17 protein-coding genes are annotated in these 20,080 nt (G+C 76.8%); 7 read left to right on the forward strand and 10 right to left on the reverse strand.

Going from position 1 to position 20,080, the window contains the following annotated elements:
* The gene (locus ABZ953_RS37015) at positions 1 to 2,697 is read right to left on the reverse strand and encodes an AfsR/SARP family transcriptional regulator (RefSeq protein WP_361733499.1); all 2,697 of its coding nucleotides are present in this window, start codon (positions 2,695 to 2,697) and stop codon (positions 1 to 3) included.
* Between the two features lie 758 nt (positions 2,698 to 3,455).
* Here ABZ953_RS37015 and ABZ953_RS37020 point away from each other — a divergent pair.
* Both ABZ953_RS37020 and ABZ953_RS37025 read left to right on the forward strand, forming a co-directional pair.
* Positions 3,456 to 3,797 carry a hypothetical protein gene (locus ABZ953_RS37020; protein ID WP_361733501.1) on the forward strand — a complete coding sequence of 114 codons (342 nt, stop codon included), beginning with the start codon at positions 3,456 to 3,458 and terminating at the stop codon, positions 3,795 to 3,797.
* A complete protein-coding gene (locus ABZ953_RS37025; protein WP_361733502.1) occupies positions 3,794 to 5,791 on the forward strand; it encodes a methoxymalonyl-ACP biosynthesis protein FkbH in 1,998 nt (665 codons plus the stop codon). The genes ABZ953_RS37020 and ABZ953_RS37025 overlap by 4 nt, the downstream gene beginning before the upstream one ends.
* Positions 5,792 to 5,834: 43 nt before the next feature.
* Here ABZ953_RS37025 and ABZ953_RS37030 read toward each other — a convergent pair whose 3' ends face one another.
* The 3 genes from ABZ953_RS37030 to ABZ953_RS37040 form a co-directional block, all read right to left on the reverse strand.
* Positions 5,835 to 6,818, reverse strand: coding sequence for an AfsA-related hotdog domain-containing protein (locus tag ABZ953_RS37030; protein ID WP_361733504.1), 984 nt, complete (start codon positions 6,816 to 6,818; stop codon positions 5,835 to 5,837).
* Between the two features lie 129 nt (positions 6,819 to 6,947).
* Positions 6,948 to 7,991, reverse strand: a complete 1,044-nt coding sequence (locus tag ABZ953_RS37035; RefSeq protein WP_361733506.1) for a helix-turn-helix transcriptional regulator — start codon at positions 7,989 to 7,991, stop codon at positions 6,948 to 6,950.
* Positions 7,992 to 9,167: 1,176 nt separating this feature from the next.
* Positions 9,168 to 10,184 carry an AIR synthase-related protein gene (locus ABZ953_RS37040; RefSeq protein WP_361733508.1) on the reverse strand — a complete coding sequence of 339 codons (1,017 nt, stop codon included), beginning with the start codon at positions 10,182 to 10,184 and terminating at the stop codon, positions 9,168 to 9,170.
* 298 nt (positions 10,185 to 10,482) lie between these two features.
* On the opposite strand from ABZ953_RS37040, the gene ABZ953_RS37045 reads away from it, so the two are divergent.
* The 5 genes from ABZ953_RS37045 (at position 10,483) to ABZ953_RS37065 (ending at position 16,347) form a co-directional block, all read left to right on the forward strand.
* Positions 10,483 to 11,148: an NAD(P)-binding protein gene (locus ABZ953_RS37045; RefSeq protein ID WP_361733510.1), complete on the forward strand. Its 666-nt coding sequence runs from the start codon at positions 10,483 to 10,485 to the stop codon at positions 11,146 to 11,148.
* Positions 11,145 to 11,678: an FAD-dependent monooxygenase gene (locus ABZ953_RS37050; RefSeq protein WP_361733512.1), complete on the forward strand. Its 534-nt coding sequence runs from the start codon at positions 11,145 to 11,147 to the stop codon at positions 11,676 to 11,678. Before ABZ953_RS37045 ends, ABZ953_RS37050 begins: the two co-directional genes overlap by 4 nt.
* Before the next feature lie 154 nt (positions 11,679 to 11,832).
* Positions 11,833 to 12,237 (forward strand): phosphopantetheine-binding protein, encoded by a 405-nt coding sequence (locus tag ABZ953_RS37055; RefSeq protein WP_361733514.1) that lies wholly within the window; start codon positions 11,833 to 11,835, stop codon positions 12,235 to 12,237.
* A gap of 136 nt (positions 12,238 to 12,373) precedes the next feature.
* On the forward strand, positions 12,374 to 14,719 hold the full coding sequence (locus ABZ953_RS37060; RefSeq protein WP_361733515.1) for a LuxR C-terminal-related transcriptional regulator: 2,346 nt from the start codon (positions 12,374 to 12,376) through the stop codon (positions 14,717 to 14,719).
* The gene (locus ABZ953_RS37065; protein WP_361733517.1) at positions 14,719 to 16,347 is read left to right on the forward strand and encodes an AMP-binding protein; all 1,629 of its coding nucleotides are present in this window, start codon (positions 14,719 to 14,721) and stop codon (positions 16,345 to 16,347) included. The genes ABZ953_RS37060 and ABZ953_RS37065 overlap by 1 nt, the downstream gene beginning before the upstream one ends.
* A gap of 42 nt (positions 16,348 to 16,389) precedes the next feature.
* Here the strand turns inward: ABZ953_RS37065 and ABZ953_RS37070 are convergent, their stop codons facing one another.
* The 6 genes from ABZ953_RS37070 to ABZ953_RS37095 all read right to left on the reverse strand — a co-directional run.
* Positions 16,390 to 16,698, reverse strand: a complete 309-nt coding sequence (locus ABZ953_RS37070) for a DUF1330 domain-containing protein (RefSeq protein WP_361733519.1) — start codon at positions 16,696 to 16,698, stop codon at positions 16,390 to 16,392.
* 149 nt (positions 16,699 to 16,847) lie between these two features.
* On the reverse strand, positions 16,848 to 17,375 hold the full coding sequence (locus ABZ953_RS37075; protein ID WP_361733521.1) for an anthrone oxygenase family protein: 528 nt from the start codon (positions 17,373 to 17,375) through the stop codon (positions 16,848 to 16,850).
* Positions 17,372 to 18,052 carry a TetR/AcrR family transcriptional regulator gene (locus ABZ953_RS37080; RefSeq protein ID WP_361733523.1) on the reverse strand — a complete coding sequence of 227 codons (681 nt, stop codon included), beginning with the start codon at positions 18,050 to 18,052 and terminating at the stop codon, positions 17,372 to 17,374. Before ABZ953_RS37080 ends, ABZ953_RS37075 begins: the two co-directional genes overlap by 4 nt.
* A 92-nt stretch (positions 18,053 to 18,144) precedes the next feature.
* Complete coding sequence (locus tag ABZ953_RS37085) at positions 18,145 to 18,630, reverse strand: nuclear transport factor 2 family protein (RefSeq protein WP_361733525.1); 486 nt, start codon at positions 18,628 to 18,630, stop codon at positions 18,145 to 18,147.
* An 88-nt stretch (positions 18,631 to 18,718) separates the two neighbouring features.
* Positions 18,719 to 18,964: an acyl-CoA carboxylase subunit epsilon gene (locus ABZ953_RS37090; protein WP_361733527.1), complete on the reverse strand. Its 246-nt coding sequence runs from the start codon at positions 18,962 to 18,964 to the stop codon at positions 18,719 to 18,721.
* A 66-nt stretch (positions 18,965 to 19,030) separates the two neighbouring features.
* Positions 19,031 to 20,080, reverse strand: a 1,050-nt coding sequence (locus ABZ953_RS37095; protein ID WP_361733529.1) for a carboxyl transferase domain-containing protein, incomplete at its 5' end; no start/stop codon positions are given.

Raw genomic sequence — 20,080 nt, forward strand, 5'->3', positions numbered from 1 at the left:
TCACGCTCCGGCGGCCGCCGGAGCGGTGCGGGGTGCGGTGCGCCCGCACCAGATGCCCGGGCGGATCTCGGCCCAGGCGGGGTGGCCGGTGCCGTCCTCGCGCAGCCGGTCCAGCCAGCGCCGGGCGTAGGCCTCCAGGTGGCGGTTGCCCAGGACGCCCGCGAGCGTCAGGCACTGCTGGAAGTGGGGGCGGGCCGCGGCGCTGCCGGTGGTCCGCAGCGCGTGCAGGGCCAGGATGCGGCGGGCCTCGTAGCAGCCGCGGACGTCCTCGGGGGCTTCTCGCAGGGTGGGCAGGACCAGGCGGGCGGCGGCGCCCGGGGCGCCCGCCTCCAGGTGCAGGTCGGCCAGGCCCGCCAGGACGCGCCCGCGTTCGGGGGCGCCCGCGCCGCTCTCCGCGGCCCGCAGGGCGCGCCGGTAGAAGTCGTGGGCGGCCGCCGGGCGGTGGCGCTGCCAGGCCAGATCGCCGAGCGAGCGCAGCATCCGTACCGTCGCCGTGCGCTCGCCGAGGCGTCCGGCGGCGTCCAGGGCCAGGGTGTGGGTGTGCTGCCAGGCCTCCCAGGCGGCCGAGATCTCCAGAAAGGGGGTCATGGCGTCGGCCAGCTGCAGGGTCTGGGCCCACAGGCCTGCCGCGTGGGCCTGGCCGGCCAGGGTGACCAGCGCGTCCTGGCGGCGGGCGAACCAGTCCAGCGGGGGCAGGTGCGCGCCGCGGCCGGTGTGCTGCGCGGCCAGGGACCGGCCGGCGGCGGCGCACAGGCGGGCCAGCGCCGCGCGCACGGCCGCGGTCGGCCCCTCGGCGGTGCGCCGCTCGGCGGCGAGCAGCCGGACCAGGACGGGGAAGCGGTGGCCGGCCCCGTCCGGGCAGGGCCCCAACAGGCCTGCGGCCACCAGGGAGTTCAGGGTGTGCGCGGCGGCCTCGGGCCGGACGCCCAGGGCGGTGGCGGCCTCCTCGCCGGTGACGGGCCCGGCGGGCAGCAGGCTCAGCAGGCGGGCCGCGCGCAGGTCGGCCTCGGGCGCCGCGTCGTAGAGCCCGCTCAGCTGCCGGTGGCAGGCCTCGTCCAGCGCCCGCAGTTCCCGCAGGCGGGTGGCCTCCGGGCGCAGCAGGGCGGCCAGCTGGGCGGGGGAGCGGTGGGGGTGTGCGGCGAGGTGGGCGGCCAGGGCGCGCAGCGGGCCGGGGAAGCGGCCGCACAGCTCGGCCAGTTCGTCCGCCCCGGCCCCGGCCCCCTCGTCGGCCCCCTCGTCGGCCCCCTCGTCGGGCCCGTCATCGGGCCCGTCACCGGCCCGCGCGGGCCGCCCGGGGTCCTGGCCGTCGCCGGGAGGGCGGGCGGCGGCCAGCAGCCGGCGGGCGTCCTGCGGGGCGAGCGCGTCCAGCGCCAGGGCGGGGCCCTCCAGGCCCTCCAGGGCGGGCCGGCCGGTGACCAGGACCGCGCACGGGCCAAGGAGCGGCAGCAGCGCCCGCAGCTGGGCGGCGTCGGCGGCGTCGTCCAGGACCAGCAGCATCCGCCGGCCCTGCGTCAGCTCCCGCAGGTGCGCGCGCACTTCCCCGGCCGAGCGGGGCGCGGGGCCGGGCGCGCCCAGGGCGCTCAGGAGCTGGATGAGGACCTGGGTGGGATCCAGCGGCCGCCCGTCGCCGCCGCGCAGCCCCACCAGCACCCGCCCGTCGGGGAAGGCCGCGGCGGCCCGGTGGGCGGCGGCGACGGCCAGCGCGGTCTTGCCCGCACCGGCGGGCCCGGTGATCTGCAGGCAGCCGCCGCCGGTCCGGCCCAGCCACGCGGCGATCCGCGCCAGCTCCGCCGCCCGGCCGGTGAAGCGGGCATCGGCGGCGGGCAGGTGCTCGACGCCCGCGGCCGCCGCGGCCGGCGAACGGCCGGCCGCGCCGGCCGTGGCCCGGTCCGGGCCCGCCGCGGTGCCGGAGCGGCCCGGGGCGCCCGGGCGCAGCAGGCTCCGGTCGCCGGTCAGGATGCGGTGCTGCAGGCGCTGCAGCCGCAGCCCGGGCTCGATGGCCAGCTCCTGGACCAGGGTGCGGCGCAGGGAGCTGAACGCGCGCAGTGCCTCCGCCTGCCGCCCGGCCCGGTACAGGGCCACCATGAGGTGCGCGTGGAACTCCTCGTGCAGCGGCAACTCCGCGGCCAGCGCCTGCAGTTCCCCCACCAGTTCCTTGTGGTGGCCCAGCTGCAGCTCCGCCCGCATCCGCTGTTCCAGCGCGGCGATGCGCACCTCGCCCAGGCGCACGGCCACGGTGGCCAGCAGCTGGCCGTGGGCGGTGTCGGGCAGCAGCGGGCCGCGCCACAGCGCCAGCGCCCGGCGCTGCAGCTCGGCGGCGGCCGCGTGCTCGCCCCGGTCCAGCGCCTCGCGCCCGCGCTCGTGCAGCTCCTCAAAGACGACCAGGTCCAGCTGGTCGGGCGCCACCTGCAGCAGATAGCCCGGGGCGCGGGTCAGCAGCGCCTGCCGGCCGAACTCCGGCGCCACGCGCAGCAGCAGCTTGCGCAGCTGCGAGATGTAGACCTGCAGGGTGGTCATCGCGGTGCGCGGCGGGTCCTCGCCCCACAGCTCATCGACGAGCGTGTCCACCGAGACCACCTCGTTGGACCGTACGAGCAGGGTCGCCAGCACGCTGCGGAGCTTGGCCGCGCGCGGCGTCACCTGCGGCCCGTCGGCCGCGGCGCGCACCTCCAGTGGTCCCAGCACCCGAAATCGCATCCGGCCCCCGCCCCTCGGCTCCGCGCAGGACGCCCGGCCCGGCGGCACGCGCCCCCGGCCCCCGGGCGTACGGCGAGGACCCACGCTAGGCGGACCGCACCCCCTGACATCGGACGCCGCCGCCCCTGCCCGCCCCGGCCCGGCCCCCTGCCCCGGACGGCCCCCGCGCGGGCCGGGGCGGCACAGCGCACACACAGAACCACCACAAGCCGCGCTTTAGCCGTACTGGGCAGGGTGCGAGCGTCGGCACCGTATGCCTCCTGCCGGCGCCGTCGTCCCACCGCGCCCCGAGGGAGCCGATGCTGACCAGCCAAGCCGCCGCGCCGGCCCTCCGCTCGCGGGCGCGGCACGGCACGGGGCGGACCCCGGCGCCGGGCGCCGCGCCGCGCGCACCACGCCCCGGCCCGCAGCCCGGTGGGCCCGGCTTCGCGCCGCGAGCACCGCGGTGCGGCGCCGCACCGCGCGCACCACGCCCCGGCCCGCTACCCGGCCCGTGCGGCGCGCATCTCGGTCTGCGTCCTGGCGGGCCCGGCGCCGCGCCGCGAACACGGCGCCCCGGCCCGCTACCCGGCCCGTGCGGCGCGCATCTCGGCCCGGGTCCAGGTGCGCCCGGCGCCGTACCGCGGCCACCGCGGTCAGACGGCACGCCACGAGCACCGCACCCCCCTCGGCACCCCGCACCCGCGCCGGAGAAACGCCTTCGGCGAACACCGGCCGCCGCACCCGGGCACGGCGGCCGACACCCGGCCCCGCCCGTGGTGCGGCTCGCCTCTCTCGTGTCGTACGTCGCCCTCGCCCCGCCTGTGGTGCGGCTCGCCTCTCTCGTGTCGTACGTCGCCCTCGCCCCGCCTGTGGTGCGGCTCGCCTCTCTCGTGTCGTACGTCGCCCTCGTCCTGCCTGTGGTGCGGCTCGCCTCTCTCGTGTCGTACGTCGCCCTCGTCCTGCCTGTGGTGCGGCTCGCCTCTCTCGTGTCGTACGTCGCCCTCGCCCCGCCCGTGGCGCCGCCCGCCCCCCTCGCCCCGCCCGCCACGGCCCCCGTACCGACGGCGCCCCCGTGGCCGGGGTGCGGGGAGATCACCGAAGGAGACACCGGTCCATGAACACACCGCCGCGGCCCTCGCCCGCGCAACGGCTGCGCGCCCTGCACCAGGAAGGGCGGCTGGCCGCCGACTGGCCCGCGGTGGCGTCGTTGCTCGCCGAGGCCGACGACGCCGCGGGCCGCGACCGTGCCGGGGGCCTGGAAGAACTGCTGGCCTGCGGAGGGATCCTGGCGGCCGTGGACCCGGCCGAGGTCCTCGCCCGGCACCCGGCCGCCCCCCTGGCCACGATCGCGCTCACCGGACCCGCCGCCACGGCCCGGCTCACCCCCCCGCTCACCGCCGAACTCGCCCGGCACGGCATCCTGCTGCGCCTGGTCACCGGCGAGCGCGGCGCCCACTGGCGCGACCTGAGCGACCCCGGCAGCCAACTGGCCCACGCCCGCCCCGATCTGACGCTGTGTCTGCTGGACGCGGGCGCCGTCTTCGACGAGCTGGCTGCACCCTGGGACGTCACCGACGCCGAGCTGGCCTGCACCCGGCTGGCCGCCCGGCTGCAGGCGCTGGCCGCCGCCCACGCGGAGCGCGAGCCCGGCACCCTGGTCCTGAACACCCTGCCCCTGCTGCGCCGCCACACCCACCAGCTCCTCGACGAGACCCGGCGCACCCAACTGTCGGCGATCTGGCGCGACTTCAACGCCGGACTGCTGCGCCTTGCCGCCGCCTGCCCCCAGGTCACCGCCGTGGACCTGGACCCGCTCATCGCCGAGACGGGCGCGGCCCGGGACGCCCGCGCCGCGCCCTTCACCGACGCGCTGCTGGCCGCCTATGCCCGCGAGGCCGGCCACCTGCTGCGCGCGCGCCGCGGCCTGACCAAGAAGTGCCTGGTCCTGGACCTCGACGATCCCCCGGGGAGCGGGGGGCCCGGCGGCGGCGCGGGCCACGGACCGCGCAAGGCCGCCTCCCGGGCCGAGCTGCAGGCGGTGCTGCGCCAACTGGCCGCCCAGGGCGTCCTCCTGGCCACCACCACCGGCAGCGGCCAGGACGGTCCTGCGCCGGCGGGCGACGGGCTGCCCGCCCGCCCGCACCCGGCGCCGCGCGAGGACGGCTCCGCCGGGGTGCGGGGGATCGCCGAGCGGCTGGGCCTCGGCGTCGGCGACCTGGTCCTGGCCGGCCCCGGCGAGAGGGGGCGCGCCCTGCCCGGCGTCACCGTCCTGCCGCTGGGCGGCGACCCGGCGCTGCACGCCGAACGACTGCTGCAGGACAGCTGGTTCACCGCTTCGCCACCGCCACTGCCACTGCCACCGTCACCGGCGAAGAGCGAGTGGGAGCAGCCCGCCCGCCGCCCGGGTGAGAGCGCGCGGCGCGCCTCCCCGCGCCGTGCCGCCGAGCGCCGTGCCGCCGAGCGCCGTGCCGCCGAGCACCGCGCGGGCGAACGGCGCAGATGTTCCTACGAGGAGCCCCCGCACGACCTCGCCGTGCACGTCACCCTGGCCACCGCCCCCGCGCGCGACTACGCCCGCCTGGCCCGGCTCTCCCTGCACACCGACCAGTTCAACCTCACCGGCCGGCGGCTGAGCCGGCGCCGGCTGACGGAGCTGGCCGCCGGGTCCGCCCACCAGACGCTCGCCGTGCGCGTCCGCGACCGGTCCGGCGACGACCGCCTGGTGGGCGCGCTCGTCATCCGCCGGGCGGCCGACGGACTCCACCTCGAGACGTTCCTGCTCAGCCGCCGGGTCCTGGCCCGCGGCATCGAGGAAGGCATCGTCGCGGCGCTCCTGGCCGCCGCGGCCCGCCGCGGCCTGCCCGCCGTGCACGCCTGTTACCGGGCCACGGCCGCCAACGGCCGGGCCCGCGCCCTCTATCCGGGCCTGGGCTTTCGCGCGCGGCGCCCGCCCAGCGCCGCGGCGGCCGCCCGCGGCGAGCAGTGGTTCACCCACGACCTGAGCGCGCCGCCCCCGCCGCCCGCGCACCTGACCCTGGACCTGGACCTGCGCCTGGACGACCCGCAGGGACCGCCCCCCGGGCGGCCGCCGGGGGGTCCAGGCACCGGCTAGCCCGCCCGGCCCGCGGACGGACGGGGGGGGCAAGGACCAGCTCTCAGAAGTCCTCGGTGACCGTGGCGACCGCCTCCAGGACGGCCCGCCCCGCCTGCGCCAGCGTCAGGGTGACCGGCGCCTGCCGGCGGCCCCCGTCGTCCCGGCCGCACCCCCCGGCCACCGCCGCGCACCGCAGCGCCGCCCCGGGCTCCACATAGCCGCGGAAGTGCACCTCCAGCGAGGACAGGGCGCAGCGCTCGGCGGCGAACCGGTGCACCCGCCCCACCGTCAGCAGCGCCGTCTGGCGCAGCGCCTCCAACTGCAGGGCCGCGGGCACATGACCGTGCTCGGTGACCGGCGGCAGGGGCCAGCCGGGCGGGACGGCCACCCCCACCGAAAGCCGGCCGTGGGCGGGCCCGGACGGCCCGTGCACCAGCACGTGGCCCGGCGCGGTGCGCCCCACCTCGGCGGGGTCCACCGCCTGCCGCGGGCCCGCCGCCCCGGCCGGCGCGGCCCGCACCGCGGCCCGGCTGAGCACCCGGTGGTTGCGGTGGACCGCGGGCGGCAGGAACACCACGTTGGCGGTGCCCGCGCCGCAGGGCACGTCGTCGATCCGCAGCTCGGTACGGAACTCCAGGGCGCGCGGCACCCCGTCGATGACCTTGTCCGGGCGCACCCGCAACAGCGTGGTCAGCAGCGCCGCACGGGCCCCCTGCGCCCGCCAGGCGGAGATGTCGGGGGCGGCGACGGTGAAGCGGTAGAAGATGCCGGTGCGGTTGGCCGGCACCCCGAAGTGGCTCTGGCCGAGGAACTCGCCGATCTCCCGGACCATCTCGGCGCTCGCCTGCAGATCGTAAAAGCGCGGCCCCTCGCCGGACCCCGGGTGGGGGTGCGGCAGTTCGCCGGTCAGGACGAACTCCGCCTCGCCGCCGGAAAGACCGGCCGGGCCCACCGGCTCCCACGACCGCGGCCGGTGCACCAGGCGCAGCATGCCGCCGCCCTGCGGCGCCGGTGCGCCCACCGGCAGACCCTCGTCGCCGCCCACGCGCTCACCCCCTTCGCGCCCCGCGGCGCCGCGCCGGCCGGCCCGTGCGGTGCCCGTGCCCTGGCGACAGCCTCGCCCCCGGGCGCCGGACGGAGCCAGGAAGATCAGCTGGCAGCAAGCTGTACGGCATCAAGTCTCCCCGTCCCCCGGAGCCGCCGCGGCCCGCTGCGCCTCGCCCCGGGGCGCCCGGCCGACGGCCTCGTCCAGCGCCCCCGACAGGGCGACGTTCACCCCGGCCTGGAAGCGGCTGGTGGCGTCCAGGTCCTCCATGATCTCGGCGATGTGGCGCCGGCAGGTGCGCACGGACATGCCGAGGCGGCGGGCGACCATCTCGTCCTTGTAGCCCTGCGCCATCAGCTTGATGATGGAGCGCTGCACGTCGTCGGTGATCGCGGTGCTGTCCTCCGCGTCCGGCTCGAAGACGGTGCCCTGGGCCCACTGCTGGTCGTAGAGCTTGCACAGGAAGGCCACCAGGGTCGGCTCGCGGACGACGATGGCGCCCGGGCGGCGGTCCAGCTCGCCCTGCTCGGGCAGGAACACGATCTCCCGGTCGTAGATGATCATCCGGTCGATCAGCTGGTCGGTGGTGCGCACCTCCGCGCCGGCCGCGGTCACCTCGCGTATGTAGGCCGTGGAGGCGGGGTCGTTGCGCACGGTGTGCTGGTAGAGGTGCTCGACGCGGATGCCGCGGGCCAGGCGCTCCAGGGTGCGCCGGCGGGCGCCCTGCAGCAGGTGCGGGGGGCGGGGGCCGCCGGGCTGGACGGTCAGCGCCTGCGCCTGGCAGCGCGCCCCGTAGTCCTCGATCATGACTTCCAGGACGCTGATGTTGGTGATGACGTCGAAGGCCTCCATGCGATTGCGGCTTCTACGGCTTTCGAAGTACACCGGCAGCAGCGACAGCAGGCTGTTGCGCGTGCTGGAGACCGACTGCTGCAGCTCCCTGATCCGCTGTTCGGCGGGGCCGACCAGGTCCGCGGCCGCGGAGTCCGGGCTCGCCGGTGCCAGGGTGTCCCGGTCCCCGGGCACGGGGTGCAGCAGCCGCAGGTCCAGCAGCGTACGGGCGATGCGCGCCGCCTCCTGCGGGCTCAGCCCGAGGGTGGCGGCGATGGCCTGGGGTGCGTACTTGCCCGCCCGGACCGCGGCGCGGTAGGCCGCGATGGCCTGTTCATCCAATTCATGAAAACAGGGGTCAGATGGGTCAGTTGGGGAACTTTCAGACATCGCTGCAACCGCCCCCGACGGAAAGAGAATTAGTTGCCATGCAACTTTACGCCACTGGCCGACTCTTAGCCGAGATTAGCCGGAGTGGGCAGACTGGCGGCGAACAACTCAACACCGACTGGGGGATAGTGATGAGGATTTCCGGCATGCGGAGAGAGGTTGTTGGGACGCTCGTTGCCACCGGCGTATTGGGGGCGCCGGCGGCGGGGGCCGGCCGTGCGTCCGGCGGCGCCCTCACCGTGGCGGCGTCGCGGGAGACGCCGCACCGCTCCGGGCCCGAGGACGACGGCTGGGGATGACCCGGGCCGATGTGACGGAAAGTTGAATGGGCAGGCCACCGGGATCCCCGGTGGCCTGCCTCTTTGCGGATTCGCCCCCTCCGGCTCCCGCCCCCGGCGGGAGGCGCCCGCCCGGGCGCCCGCCCGCGGGCCCGCGGGCGCTGCCCCGGGGTGCGGCCCTGCGCCTTTTCCCTTTCCGCGGCCCGCGCCAGAACGAATCGAGCCAGAATCCAGTGGTTCTCAAGTGCGTGCTGCGGGGGTCCGGCGCGAATGCGTGGCGGGGTGGGGGCCTTGCCGGACGGGCCGGTAATCCGCCCGCCGGAATAGCGTGTTCTTCTCGGATATTCGCCGCGGCGGGGTGATCAATTGACGTCCGCTTGTGGTGCCCGGACCCCGATAGCGGGCAGTTGCCGGGATTTCCCGTACGGGTCCGGCGGAAAGCATTCCGGATAGCGTGCCGTTCCGGTCGGGCCGCGGAATAACGGATACCGCACCGCGTCCGGCATGACCAGCGCCTTCACCGCGGCCCCCCGCCCCGCCCCGCGGCCCGCGCCGGGCCCACCGCACCGTTCCGTCCGCGGCGCGCCCACGGCGCCCGCACGGCGGCGCCGGCACCCCCTGGCACACCCGTGGACGCTGCTCCCGGCGCGGGCCCGCGAGCGGCCCCCCGGGGCCGGGCCCAGGGCCCCGCCCGGACGGGCCGCGGCCCACCCCCCGCCGGGCATCGCGCCCTGTCAACGGCCCGCACCCCAGCCGTCCACCGGCGGCCGCCGGCCCGCGCGCGATGGCCGGAACACGCGGCCCGGCCCGGCCCGGCCGCCGGGCTGCCGCGCGCCCCCGGCCCCACCGCTCAGGCCAGCCGGGCGGGCGCCTCCCGCCGGGCGGCCGGCGCCGCGGGCCGGCCGTCGGCGGGCACCACGAGGACCGGGTCGGCCCCCGGCCCCGCCACCTCACCGACCACGGCGGCCTCACGCCCGCACGGATGGGCGCGCAACACGGCCAGCAGCGCGTCGACGGCGTCGGCGGCCACCACCACGCACACACAGCCGGCGGTCGCCGCGTCCAGGGGATCGACCCCCAGCATGTCCAGGGCGACCCGCGCCTCGTACTGCACCGGCAGCGCCGCCTCCCGCACCCGCAGCCCCAGGCCCGTCTCCTGCGCGTACGACCGCAGCACGGCCGCGAGCCCGCCGCGGCCCACCGACCGCACCGCGCGCACCGCCCCCGCCGGCATCGCCTCCCGCACCCGCCCGAGCAGCCCGCTCAGCGGCACGCACCCGCCCGAGACCACGCTCTCGTGGCCCAACCGGTCCCGCACCGAAAGGACATGGGCGCCGAACCCGCCGAGCCGGGCGCTGACCACCAGGCGGTCGCCCGCCCGGGCCGCCGCCCCGGGCGCGGGGGAGCGGACCAGGCCGATCCCCGCGGTGTGCAGATAGATCTGGTCGGCCTCGCCCGCCCGCACCACCCGCGCGTCGACGTCCACGACGACCACCCCGGCCGCCCGCGCCGCCGCCCGCACGGAGCCGGCCACCTGCCGCACCCGCTCCAGCGCAAGCCCCGCCTCCACGACCGCCGACACCGAAAGACCCAGCGGCACCGCACCGGCCGCCGCCAGCTCGTTGACGGTGGCGCACACCGCGGCATGACCGATGTCGCCGTCCCCGTAGAACGGCGGATCGACGACATGGGCCCCCGCCCGCACCACCGGCACCCCGTCCCCCAGCGCCGGACACGGCCCGCACACGTCACCGAGCGCGGCACGCAGCACCGAGCGCAGGCCGCCCGCCCCGCCCTCCCCGTCGTCCGCGAGCCCCACCTGCGCGGTCCACAGGGACGCCGGGGCGGGGGCAGGACGTGACGTCATGAGGCTCACCCCCCTACTCCTACGGGGACCGGCCCAACCCGGCCCGGCCCGGCCCGTATCGATGGGGTGGCCCCGCCGCGGACAGGGGTCCCGCCGGGGCATCCCGGGGTGGGGCGGGCCGGCCCGTTCACGGCCTCGTGGCCGGTCCGGCCGGTCCGGTATATTCAACCGCTCAAGTAAGCAGGACGCACGAAAAACCTGCCCCGCAATGGTGTTTCCCGGCAGCACGCGCCCCGGCGCGTGACATCCCTCGCGGATCCAGTGCTCCTTCGTTGTCGTAGCGAAGGCAGTGGACCGTTTGAGTTTTCGTGCAGTCATCATCGGGGCGGGGCTGAGCGGGCCGGCCTGCGCGCACGGCCTGCGCCGACTGGGCGCCGACGTCGCCGTGTACGAGCGGGATCCCGCCGCGGACGCCCGCCCCCAGGGATACCGGATCCAGCTGGACCCGCCGGGGCTGAGCGGCCTGCGGCAGTGCCTGCCCGCGGAGCTGTTCCGGCTGTGCCTGGCCACGGCCGGCACCCCGTTGCCGCCCCCCAGAGTCGTGGACCAGGCGCTGCGCCCCGCCGCCGAGCACGCCCGCAGGGCGCAGAGCCACTCGCCGCAGACCCAGGCCTACCCGTTCAACCGGGCCACCCTGCGGGAGATCCTGCTCACCGGCCCGGCCGACACGGTGCGTTTCGACAAGGAGTTCACCGCCTACCGACGAGAGCCCGGGGGCCGGACCGCGGTGCGTTTCGCCGACGGCCACCGCGACACCGCCGACCTCCTCATCGGAGCGGACGGGGTCGGCTCGGCCGTACGACGCCAACTGCTGCCGCGGGCCCGCGTCCAGGACACGGGCCTGCGGCTGATCTACGGCAGGATCCCGTGGACCCCGCACACCGCGCTGCCCGCGTGGATGCGCGAGGCCATATCCACCGTTGCCACCGGACCGGGCACGCCCATGTGGGCCTCGGGCCGGTGATCTTCCAGAACCGGCCGGACCGGGCGAGCCCGGCGGCGCCCGCGCCGCCGGTGCGGCTGTCACCGGTCGCCGACTACCTCGCCTGCATGGTCGGCGCACCGGCCGGCCACCCGCGCCTGCCCCCGTTCGCCGAGCCGCGCCGGCTCGGCCCGGCGGGCCTGCGCCGGGTGGCCGCCGGCCTGATCGGGCCGGACTGGCACCCCGGCCTCCACCGCGCGCTCGAGCACTGGGACACCGCCTCACTCTTCCCGCTGCGTATCGCCACCGCGGCTCCGGCCGGGGCGTGGACCGCCCCCGGCCTCACCCTCCTGGGCGACGCGATCCACGCGATGAGCCCCGTCCTTGCCATGGGCGCGAACACCGCACTGCGCGACGCGGGCGAGCTGACCGAGGCGGTATCCGCCGCCCTGACCCGCAACTCCTGCCTGGAGCAGGCGGTGACCACCTATCAGGACCGCATGCGGGCCTACGCGGTGCCGCTGCTCAGCGCCTCCCGCCGGATCGGCCGGCAGCGCGTGGGACAGCGCTGACCGCCGGAGCCGCCCCGCCACCGCGCACCCCGTAGGCGACCGGCACGCGCCGGCCCCCGCGGCCGCCCCCGCGCGCTCACCACAAGTGCCGCTTTAGCCGCGCTGCCGACTCTGTCCGAACCCCCGACCGGCAGCCCGTCCGAGGAGCCTGGCCATGACGACCCGTATCTCCGGGCAGACGGCGTACGCCACCGAACTGCGCGGGTGGCTCACCGCCCGACTCGCGATCTATCTGGCCCGCCCGGAGAGCTCCATCGACCACGACACCCCGCTCGCCCAGTACGGCATGGACTCGGTGTGGGCGCTCAGCCTCTGCGGCGATCTGGAGGAGGAGAAGAACCTGATCGTCGACCCGACCCTGGTCTGGGACCACCCCACGGTCACCGGCATCGTCGCCCACCTCGCCCCGTGCCGCACCGCCGCCCGCCCCCTCCACGGACAGTCACGGCACCCGGGCGGGCAGCCGCCGGGCACCGCGGTGCGCCCCGGGTCCCGGCGGGCGGGCGAGCCCGCCCCCGAGCCCGCCCCCGAGCACGGGGCCGGGCCGCCGGATGCGTAGGGAACCGCGCACCGCACGGGCCACCTGCGGGCGGCGGCTTCAGGGCGCCTTAAGTCACAGTCCGTAGCTTCCGGGCGCACGCCGCGGGGGGCCGGAGCGTGGCCCGGCGCGGTGCCGTTCAGTCATGAGGGGGAACATGTCGACGGATCTGCAGACGTCACAGCCGACGGCCGAACTGGTGGGCCGGGAACTGGACCTGGTCGGCGTCCAGGGCAGACTCCAGGACCCCACCGCCCGCCTGATCACCCTGACCGGGACCGGCGGCGTGGGCAAGAGCCGGCTGGCCGCCGAGGCCGCCCGCAGCGTCGCCGACCTGTTCCCCGGCGGCATCCACCCCCTGGACCTGCCCGCCGGCCCCGGCCTGGAGAGCGCCCTCACCCACATCGATGAGGTCGTACGCGGCGCGCGCGGGCGCACCCTGCTCCTGCTGGACGGCGTCGAACACCTCGCCGCCGACCTGGCCCCCGCCCTCGCCGGCCACCTCGCCGCCGCCCCCGCGCTCACCGTCCTGGCCACCGGCCAGGAGGTCCTGCGCCTCTACGGCGAACGGGTCGTGCCCGTCCCCCCGCTGCCCGTCCCGGGACCGCTCCTGGACCCCGACGTCGCCGACGTCCAGGACAACCCCGCGGTGCGGCTCTTCATCTGCCGCGCCCACGCGGCGAACCCCCGCTTCGCGCTCACCGCGGAGAACGTCGAGGCCGTCGTCGACATCTGCAACCTCCTCGAAGGCGTCCCGCTCGTCCTGGAACTGGCCGCCCGCCGCCTGCGCCTGTACCCGCCGCAGGAACTGCGGGCCTGGCTGCGGCGCGGCGGCGACAGCCACCTGCCCGGACCCGTCGACGTCCCGCCGCGCCAGCGCTCCACCCTGGCCATCGCTGACTGGAGCTGCCGCAGCCTGAGCCAGGACCAGCGCGCGCTGCTCGCCCGCCTCGCCCTCTTCCAGGGCGGCCTGACCCTGGCCACCGCCGAGAAGGTCTCGCCGCTGGGCGCGGCCCAGACCGCCGTGGCCCTGGAGGCCCTGCTGGACCGCAACCTGCTCACCCTGCAGGAGAATCCGCGCACCGACAGCCGGCTGACCATGTCGCGCCCCCTGCGCGCCTGGGGCCTGGCCCTCCTGGACGCGGCAGGACCCGCCCAGGCCACCGCGGCCCGCCAGGCCCACGCCCGCTTCTACCAGAAGCTGCTGCACACCCTGGAGGGCCGCTTCCACGGCTCCGAGCAGCAGCGCTGGCTGCGCGCCGCGGCCGCCGAACACGCCAACGTGCTGGCCGCCCTGCACCACCTCACCGACGCCCCGGCCCCGCAGAGCCCGCACCGCACGCCCGGCGCACGCCCCCACCGCGGCGCACGGCCCGAGCGCGCCCGCCCCACCGCCCTGCTGGAGCGCGCCGCCCTGGTCACCGCCTGCCTCCGCCCCTGGCTCATCCGCGGCGAACTCACCGAAGGCCTGCGCTGGTTCGACTCCACCGAACGGGCCCTGCGGGGCGAGGACGGCGAGGAGGACGAGGAACGGCTGCGGGCCCGCGCCCGCCTGAGCACCGGCGCGGGCCTCCTGGCCGCGGCCCTGGGCGACCACGACGGCGCCGCCCACCGCCACCGCCGCGCCGTCGAGGCCTGCAAGCGGCTGCGCGACCCCGGCGCCGGCGCCCTGGCCGCCGCCCGCCGCGGCTACGCCCTCTTCCGCTGCGGCGACCGCGCCGCGGGACAGTCCCTGCTCTCGGCCGCCCGCACCACCCTCAACGTGCAGGGCGACACCGCCGGATCCGCCGAGGCCGCCACCGCCCTGGCCGAAGTCCTGCTCGCCGACGGCGACAGCGCACCGGCCCGCGCCCTGCTGGAGCGGGCCGACCGCATCCAGCGCCAGAACGGCGCCATCCGCGATCTGGCCCGCACCCTGTGCGTCACCGCCCGGCTCTGCCTGCACGAGAGCGACGAGAGCGGCGCCCGCGCCGCGCTGCGCGAGAGCATCGGCCTGTACGAGTCGATCGACGAACGCACCGAACTGCCCGCCGTCCTGGACACCTTCGCGCTGCTGCTGCTGCGCACCGCGGGCCAGCCCCAGCGCGCCGCCCGCCTGCTCGCCGCCGCCCAGTCCCTGCGCGCCCGCACCGGGGCGGGCCCCGACGGCGCGGACCGCGACCAGCTGCGGGACGCCGCCGCCGAACTCCGCCGCCAGCTGGGCCGCACGGTCTTCGCCACCGCCTGGGCGGAAGGCCTGCGGCTGCGCCCGGAGGCGATGGCCGCCGAAGCCCTGGCCGTCGCCGAACCCGGCCGCGCCGAAGAGCGCGGCGAGGCCGGCGCCCTGACCCCGCGCCAGCTGCAGGTCGCCCTCCTGGTCGCCGACGGCATGACCAACCGCCAGATCGCCCACCAGCTGGACATCGCCGAATGGACCGTGGTCAACCACGTCCGCCACGTGATGCGCAAACTGGGCTGCAACTCACGCGTCCAGGTCGCCTGGGCCGTCGGCAGGAGGCAGTGATGACGGCCGCCCACCGCACCCCCCACGCCCCGCCCCCCGGCGCCCGCCGCCCCCCGCAGCCCCCGGCCCCCCTCGCCCCCCAGCTCGGCGCCCTGCGCCCGCCCGCCGAGGTCACCCGCCTCTTCCAGCAGCAGGGCCGGTGGCGCACCGAGACCGTGCTGCACGACCTCTACCGCGGCGCGGCCCGGCACCCGCACCGCACCGCGATCGTCTCCCACCGCGCCCACCGCCCCGCCCCCAGCCGCGTCACCCGCCTGACCTACGGCCAACTCGCCGCCTGCACCGACCGGTTCGCCCTCGCCCTGGACGCCCTGGGCGTCCGCCCCGCGGACCCGGTCGCCTTCCAGCTGCCCAACCGCTGGGAGACCTGCGCCCTGTTCCTGGCCTGCCTGCGCATCGGCGCCGTGGCCGTCCCCCTCATGCCCGGCTACGGCGCCCACGACCTGGCCGCCGTCCTGGGCGCCGCCCAGCCCCGGCTGTGCGTCGTGCCCGACCGGTGGGAGGGCGTCGCCCCCGCCCGCATCCTCGCCGGCCTGGCCCCCGGCCTGCCCTGGCTGCGCCACCGGGCCGTGCTCGGCGACACGGTGGACCCCGGCGCCGTCGACTTCGCCCAGCACTTCCTGCGCACCCCCCACGAACGCCACCGGCCCGCCGCGGGACTGCCCCTGCCCCCCGACCCGGCCGACCGGATCTGCCTGGCCGTCACCTCGCTGGGCCTGCACGCCGCCCACAGCATGGCCCTGCACACCCCCAACTCCCTGCACGCGAGCCTGCCCCCGGCCCCCGACCAGGCCGGCGCCGGCTTCTCCGCCCTGCCCCTGGCCACCCTGCCCTCCCTGCTGCACGCGGTGCTCGGCCCGCTCACCCGCGGCTCCACCGTCGTGCTCCAGGACCTCTTCGACCCCGAGGCCGCCCTGGACCTGATGGCCGCCGCCGGGGTACGCCAGGCCTACGCCACGCCCGCCCAGTGGGCCGAGCTCGCCGCCGCCCAGCACCGCCGCCCGCGCCCGCGGGCCCAGCTGGCCCTGGCCCTCACCTCCGATCCCGCTGGCACCCCCGCCGCCCTGTCCCAGCAGGTCCACCAGCTCCTGGGCGCACCGCTGCGCACCCGGCCCCAGCCCCGGCCCCGCCCCACGACGGCCGCCGGGGGCCTGGAGCGGCGGACCCCGCGCGGGCCGTCCTCCCCGACGGCGGTGTGGCGGCGCGAGAGCGGCCGGCTCAGCCCGACCTGGGGGCCGCAGGGCCGCCCCTGCCCCGGCGACCCGGTGGACCTGGACGAGAGCGGCCAGCCGCGGCTTCGCACCGAGGAGGTCGGCGGCGTCTTCCTCGTCCCCGTCACCGAGATCGAGGAACGCCTCCTGGCCCACCCCCGGGTCGCCGAGGCCGCCGTGGTGGCCTGCACCGACCCCCAGCACGGCGAACTGGCCTGCGCCGCCGTGGTCCCCGACGGGGACCCGCCCACCCTGCTCGAACTGCGCGATCACCTCCTGGGCCAGGGCGTGCCGCCCGCGCACCTGCCCGCCCGCCTGGAACTCATGGGCGGCCTGCCCCGCGCCGCCACCGGCGAACTGCACCGCCGGCGCCTGCAGGGGGCCCTCGCCGCCCGCCGCCCCACCCGCTCGGCCTGAGAGCCTGTCTTCGCGCCCCCGTCGTTTGCGCGGAGCGCGGGCTCAGGCCGGATCCGGCTCGGCCGCCACCCCGTCGAAGACGAGGATCCGGCCCCGGGTGTTGCGCACCCGCAACGGCGCGATCGCCCGGTAGGCGGGCGAGTCGTACCAGCGCCGGGCGGCCTCGGCGGAGGGGAACTCGATCACCCCGGTGAAGGCCTGGCTCTCGCCCTCCAGGATCTGGCTGGGCGCCCCGCGCACCAGGTAGCGGCCGCCGTGCGGCTCCAGGGTGGAGACCAGCTGCGCGCTGTAGGCCGCCACCTCCTGCGGGTCGCCGGTCAGCTGGGCTTCGGCTATCACGTACGCGGTCATCTGCGGTGTCCTTTCGATGCGGTTACCCGGACTGCTCGGATTACTGGGACTGCTGGGACTGCTGGGACTGCTGGGACGGCACGCAAAAGTCCCCCCGCTCCCCGGGAAAAGGGGTGCGGAGGGACTGCGGCCCGGTGACCGGTGACCGGTTACCGGCGGCCGGCGGAGAGGGGGTGGGAGGTGGGCCGGGGCAGCGCGGAGGCCGCCGTGCGGGTCAGGGCGGCGACGATCAGCAGGGCGAACGCGCCCAGGGCCGCGACGACCCGCACCACGTGCGCGCCCTGCCACTTGTCGCGCACGTCGGCCCAGTCCGAGGGCGGCGCCGCCACGTTCCAGTCGTTCTGGTCACCGTTGATGGGCAGGTTGACGGTCAGCGTCACCACCAGGACCACCAGCATCAGGGCGAGCGCCGCCACCGGCAGCCACAGCTGCCGGTCGCGGGAGCGGCGCAGCGTGACGATCAGCAGGACGGTGGTGAGGATCGCCGGGATCAGGGTGGCGGAGGCCAGGGTGTCCAGGGCGTCCAGCTCGACCTGGCGCACCTGCGCGTACACCGTGCCGTCGTAGTCGCGCAGCGAGGTCTCCAGGACCAGGACGGCGACGAGGAACCCGGTGAAGATCCCCAGGAAGATCAGGCTCGCGAAGCGCGAGACGGTGGCCAGGGGGCTGTGTTTCATTCCAACTCCTTGCAAGGGGCGGCGTGTGCGGCGTGATCGGCGTCGGTGTCGTGCCGGCTTTGGCGCGCCGGGCCGGGACGCACGGCCAGCGAGGCCGCGACGGCCCGGCCCACCGCGGCGGTGAACTCCTCGGTGGACCACGGCCAGCCCTCCGGGGCCACGTGGGTGAGCGTGGCGCGCTGGAAGCAGACCCCCAGCAGCAGCGCGGCCGCCGCCCCCACGTCCGCCTCCGCGCGGATACCGCCGCGCTCACGCAGCGCGCGCAGGTGGCGCACCACCGCCTCGAGGAGCTCGTCGGGGGCCGCGGCGGTCCCATAGGGCAGCGGGCGCAGCCCGGCCAGCAGCGCGTGGTCGGCGAACAGCGCGCCGATCAGCGGCATGGACTGCTCGTAGAACCAGACCAGTTGGCGCACCAGGCGCACACAGCACGCCTCGGCGTCCTCCTCGCGCACCGGCTGGGAGAGCAGCGCCCCGGCCGCCGGCAGCCGCTCGCGCAGCAGCGCGCCGAGCAGGTCCACCTTGCCGGTGAAGTGCTTGTAGAGGGCGGCCTCGGAGCACTGCGCGTCGGCGGCGATGGCCTTCGTGGTGGCCCCGGCCAGCCCCCGCTCGCGCAGCAGGTGCTCCGCGGCGTCCAGGAGGCGGGCGCGGGTGGGGTAGCCGTGTGCCGTAGTGGACATTCACTCACCCTTCCGCGTACGGGCACCGGCCGGCCGGCCGGCACCCCGGTGGTGCGGCACCCCGCCGCACCACCGCTGCCCTTGCTCCGCTGTCAGCTGCCCGTCTTGGCCACCGGCGGCTGCCCGGACTGCCACACCAGGTCGAACACGAAGCGGCGGATGCGCCAGCCGCGCGCGGTGCGCACCGTCTCCGCCTCCAGATGCCCGCCGATGTCGAAGTGCCCGGCCGGCTCGTCCCCGTCCGTGACGTGCACGGCCATCAGGTGCGAGCGCACCCGCGCGGTGTCCCCCTCCACCTCCACGACGTGGTTGGCGCACAGGTGATGGGTGCGGGCGAACGTCGTGCGCGCCATCTCCTGGAACCCCGCCAGCCCCTCGATGCCCCTGAACTCGCCGAAGGGGAAGGTCAGATGCACGTCGTCGGTGAACACCGAGTCCAGCCAGGCGTCGTGGGAGCGGTCCTTGTCCAGGTGCATGACGTAGCGGTCACACAACTGGGCCACCTCCAGGCGGTCGTTGAGCAGTCGCAGCTGATCGCGCAGCGCCGCCACGGTGGCGTCGTCCTCCAGCAGGGACATGGTCGGTCCTTTCTCCGGCGGGCGCGAGGCCCGTGAACGCCGGACAGGGGGGTGCCCCGGTGCTCCAGGGGGTGGGAAGGGGGAATACTCAGGCGGCCCGCCGGAAGGCGCTGCTGCGCCAGGCGCGCGGCTCGAAGGCGGTGGGCTGGGCCCGGTACCAGCGGGCCGGGGCCCACCGCGCCTGCGCCCGCTCCTCCTCCTGCGCGGCCAGGCGCAGCTGCAGCACCGCGATCAGCGCGGCGAGCTCCTCGGGGGTGGGATCGCCCCGCTCGACGCGCACCAGCGGTGCGGGTGCGTCACTGGGGCCGGGTGTGGCGTTCAGGATCGATGTCACTGCCTTGTCCTCACTGCCTTGTCCTCACCTGTGTTGTCCTCACCTGTGTCGCGTCCGCTGCTGCGGCTACTGCGGCGGGTTGCCGTGCTTGCGGCGGGGCAGGCCCGCGTCCTTGGCCTCGAGCATGGACAGGGCGCTGATCAGGGCCGCGCGGGTGCCGGTGGGGTCGATGACGTCGTCGACCAGGCCGCGTTCGGCGGCGTAGTAGGGGTGGACGAGCTCGCGCCTGTACTCCTCGATCTTCTGCGCGCGCATCGCCTCGGGATCGTCGGCCGCGTTGATCTCGCGGCGGAAGACGACGTTGGCGGCGCCCTCGGCGCCCATCACGGCGATCTCGTTGGTGGGCCAGGCCAGGGCGATGTCGGCGCCGATGGAACGGGAGTCCATGACGATGTAGGCGCCGCCGTAGGCCTTGCGCAGCACCACCGAGATCCGCGGCACGGTGGCGTTGCAGTACGCGTACAGGAGCTTCGCGCCGCGCCGGATGATGCCCTCGTGCTCCTGGTCGACGCCGGGCAGGAAGCCGGGCACGTCCACGAGGGTGACCAGCGGAATGTTGAACGCGTCGCAGAACTGCACGAAGCGGGCGCCCTTCTCGCTGGCCCGGATGTCCAGCACCCCGGCCATGGCGGCGGGCTGGTTGGCCAGGATGCCCACCGTGGCGCCGTCGAGGCGGGCCAGCGCGCACACCAGGTTGGGCGCCCAGGCGGCGTGCACCTCCAGGTACTCGCCGTCGTCGACGATCTCCTCGATCACCTCGCGGATGTTGTACGAGCGGTTGCCGTCGGCCGGCACCACGTCCAGCAGGGCCGGGCACAGCCGGTCGGTGGAATCCTCGCCGCGGACGCGCGGGGGCAGTTCGCGGTTGTTGGAGGGCAGCATGGACAGCAGGTAGCGGACCTCGCCGATGCAGGTCTCCTCGTCGTCGTAGGCGAAGTGGCACACCCCGGAGGCCGAGGCGTGGGTGTCGGCGCCGCCGAGCCCGTTCTGGGTGATCTCCTCGCCGGTGACGGCCTTGACGACGTCGGGCCCGGTGATGAACATCTGCGAGGTCTCGCGGACCATGAACACGAAGTCGGTCAGGGCCGGGGAGTAGGCGGCGCCGCCCGCGCACGG

The organism is Streptomyces sp. NPDC046465 (genome assembly GCF_040646035.1).
Taxonomy (GTDB): domain Bacteria; phylum Actinomycetota; class Actinomycetes; order Streptomycetales; family Streptomycetaceae; genus Streptomyces.

Excerpts from the sequence above, each read along its gene's own strand:
- ABZ953_RS37055 (WP_361733514.1), top strand. The coding sequence starts at position 11,833 with ATGACGACCCGTATCTCCGGGCAGACGGCGTACGCCACCGAACTGCGC.
- ABZ953_RS37015 (WP_361733499.1), bottom strand. The coding sequence starts at position 2,697 with ATGCGATTTCGGGTGCTGGGACCACTGGAGGTGCGCGCCGCGGCCGAC.
- ABZ953_RS37040 (WP_361733508.1), bottom strand. The coding sequence starts at position 10,184 with ATGACGTCACGTCCTGCCCCCGCCCCGGCGTCCCTGTGGACCGCGCAG.
- ABZ953_RS37060 (WP_361733515.1), top strand. The coding sequence starts at position 12,374 with ATGTCGACGGATCTGCAGACGTCACAGCCGACGGCCGAACTGGTGGGC.
- ABZ953_RS37065 (WP_361733517.1), top strand. The coding sequence starts at position 14,719 with ATGACGGCCGCCCACCGCACCCCCCACGCCCCGCCCCCCGGCGCCCGC.
- ABZ953_RS37075 (WP_361733521.1), bottom strand. The coding sequence starts at position 17,375 with ATGAAACACAGCCCCCTGGCCACCGTCTCGCGCTTCGCGAGCCTGATC.
- ABZ953_RS37025 (WP_361733502.1), top strand. The coding sequence starts at position 3,794 with ATGAACACACCGCCGCGGCCCTCGCCCGCGCAACGGCTGCGCGCCCTG.
- ABZ953_RS37070 (WP_361733519.1), bottom strand. The coding sequence starts at position 16,698 with ATGACCGCGTACGTGATAGCCGAAGCCCAGCTGACCGGCGACCCGCAG.
- ABZ953_RS37080 (WP_361733523.1), bottom strand. The coding sequence starts at position 18,052 with ATGTCCACTACGGCACACGGCTACCCCACCCGCGCCCGCCTCCTGGAC.
- ABZ953_RS37085 (WP_361733525.1), bottom strand. The coding sequence starts at position 18,630 with ATGTCCCTGCTGGAGGACGACGCCACCGTGGCGGCGCTGCGCGATCAG.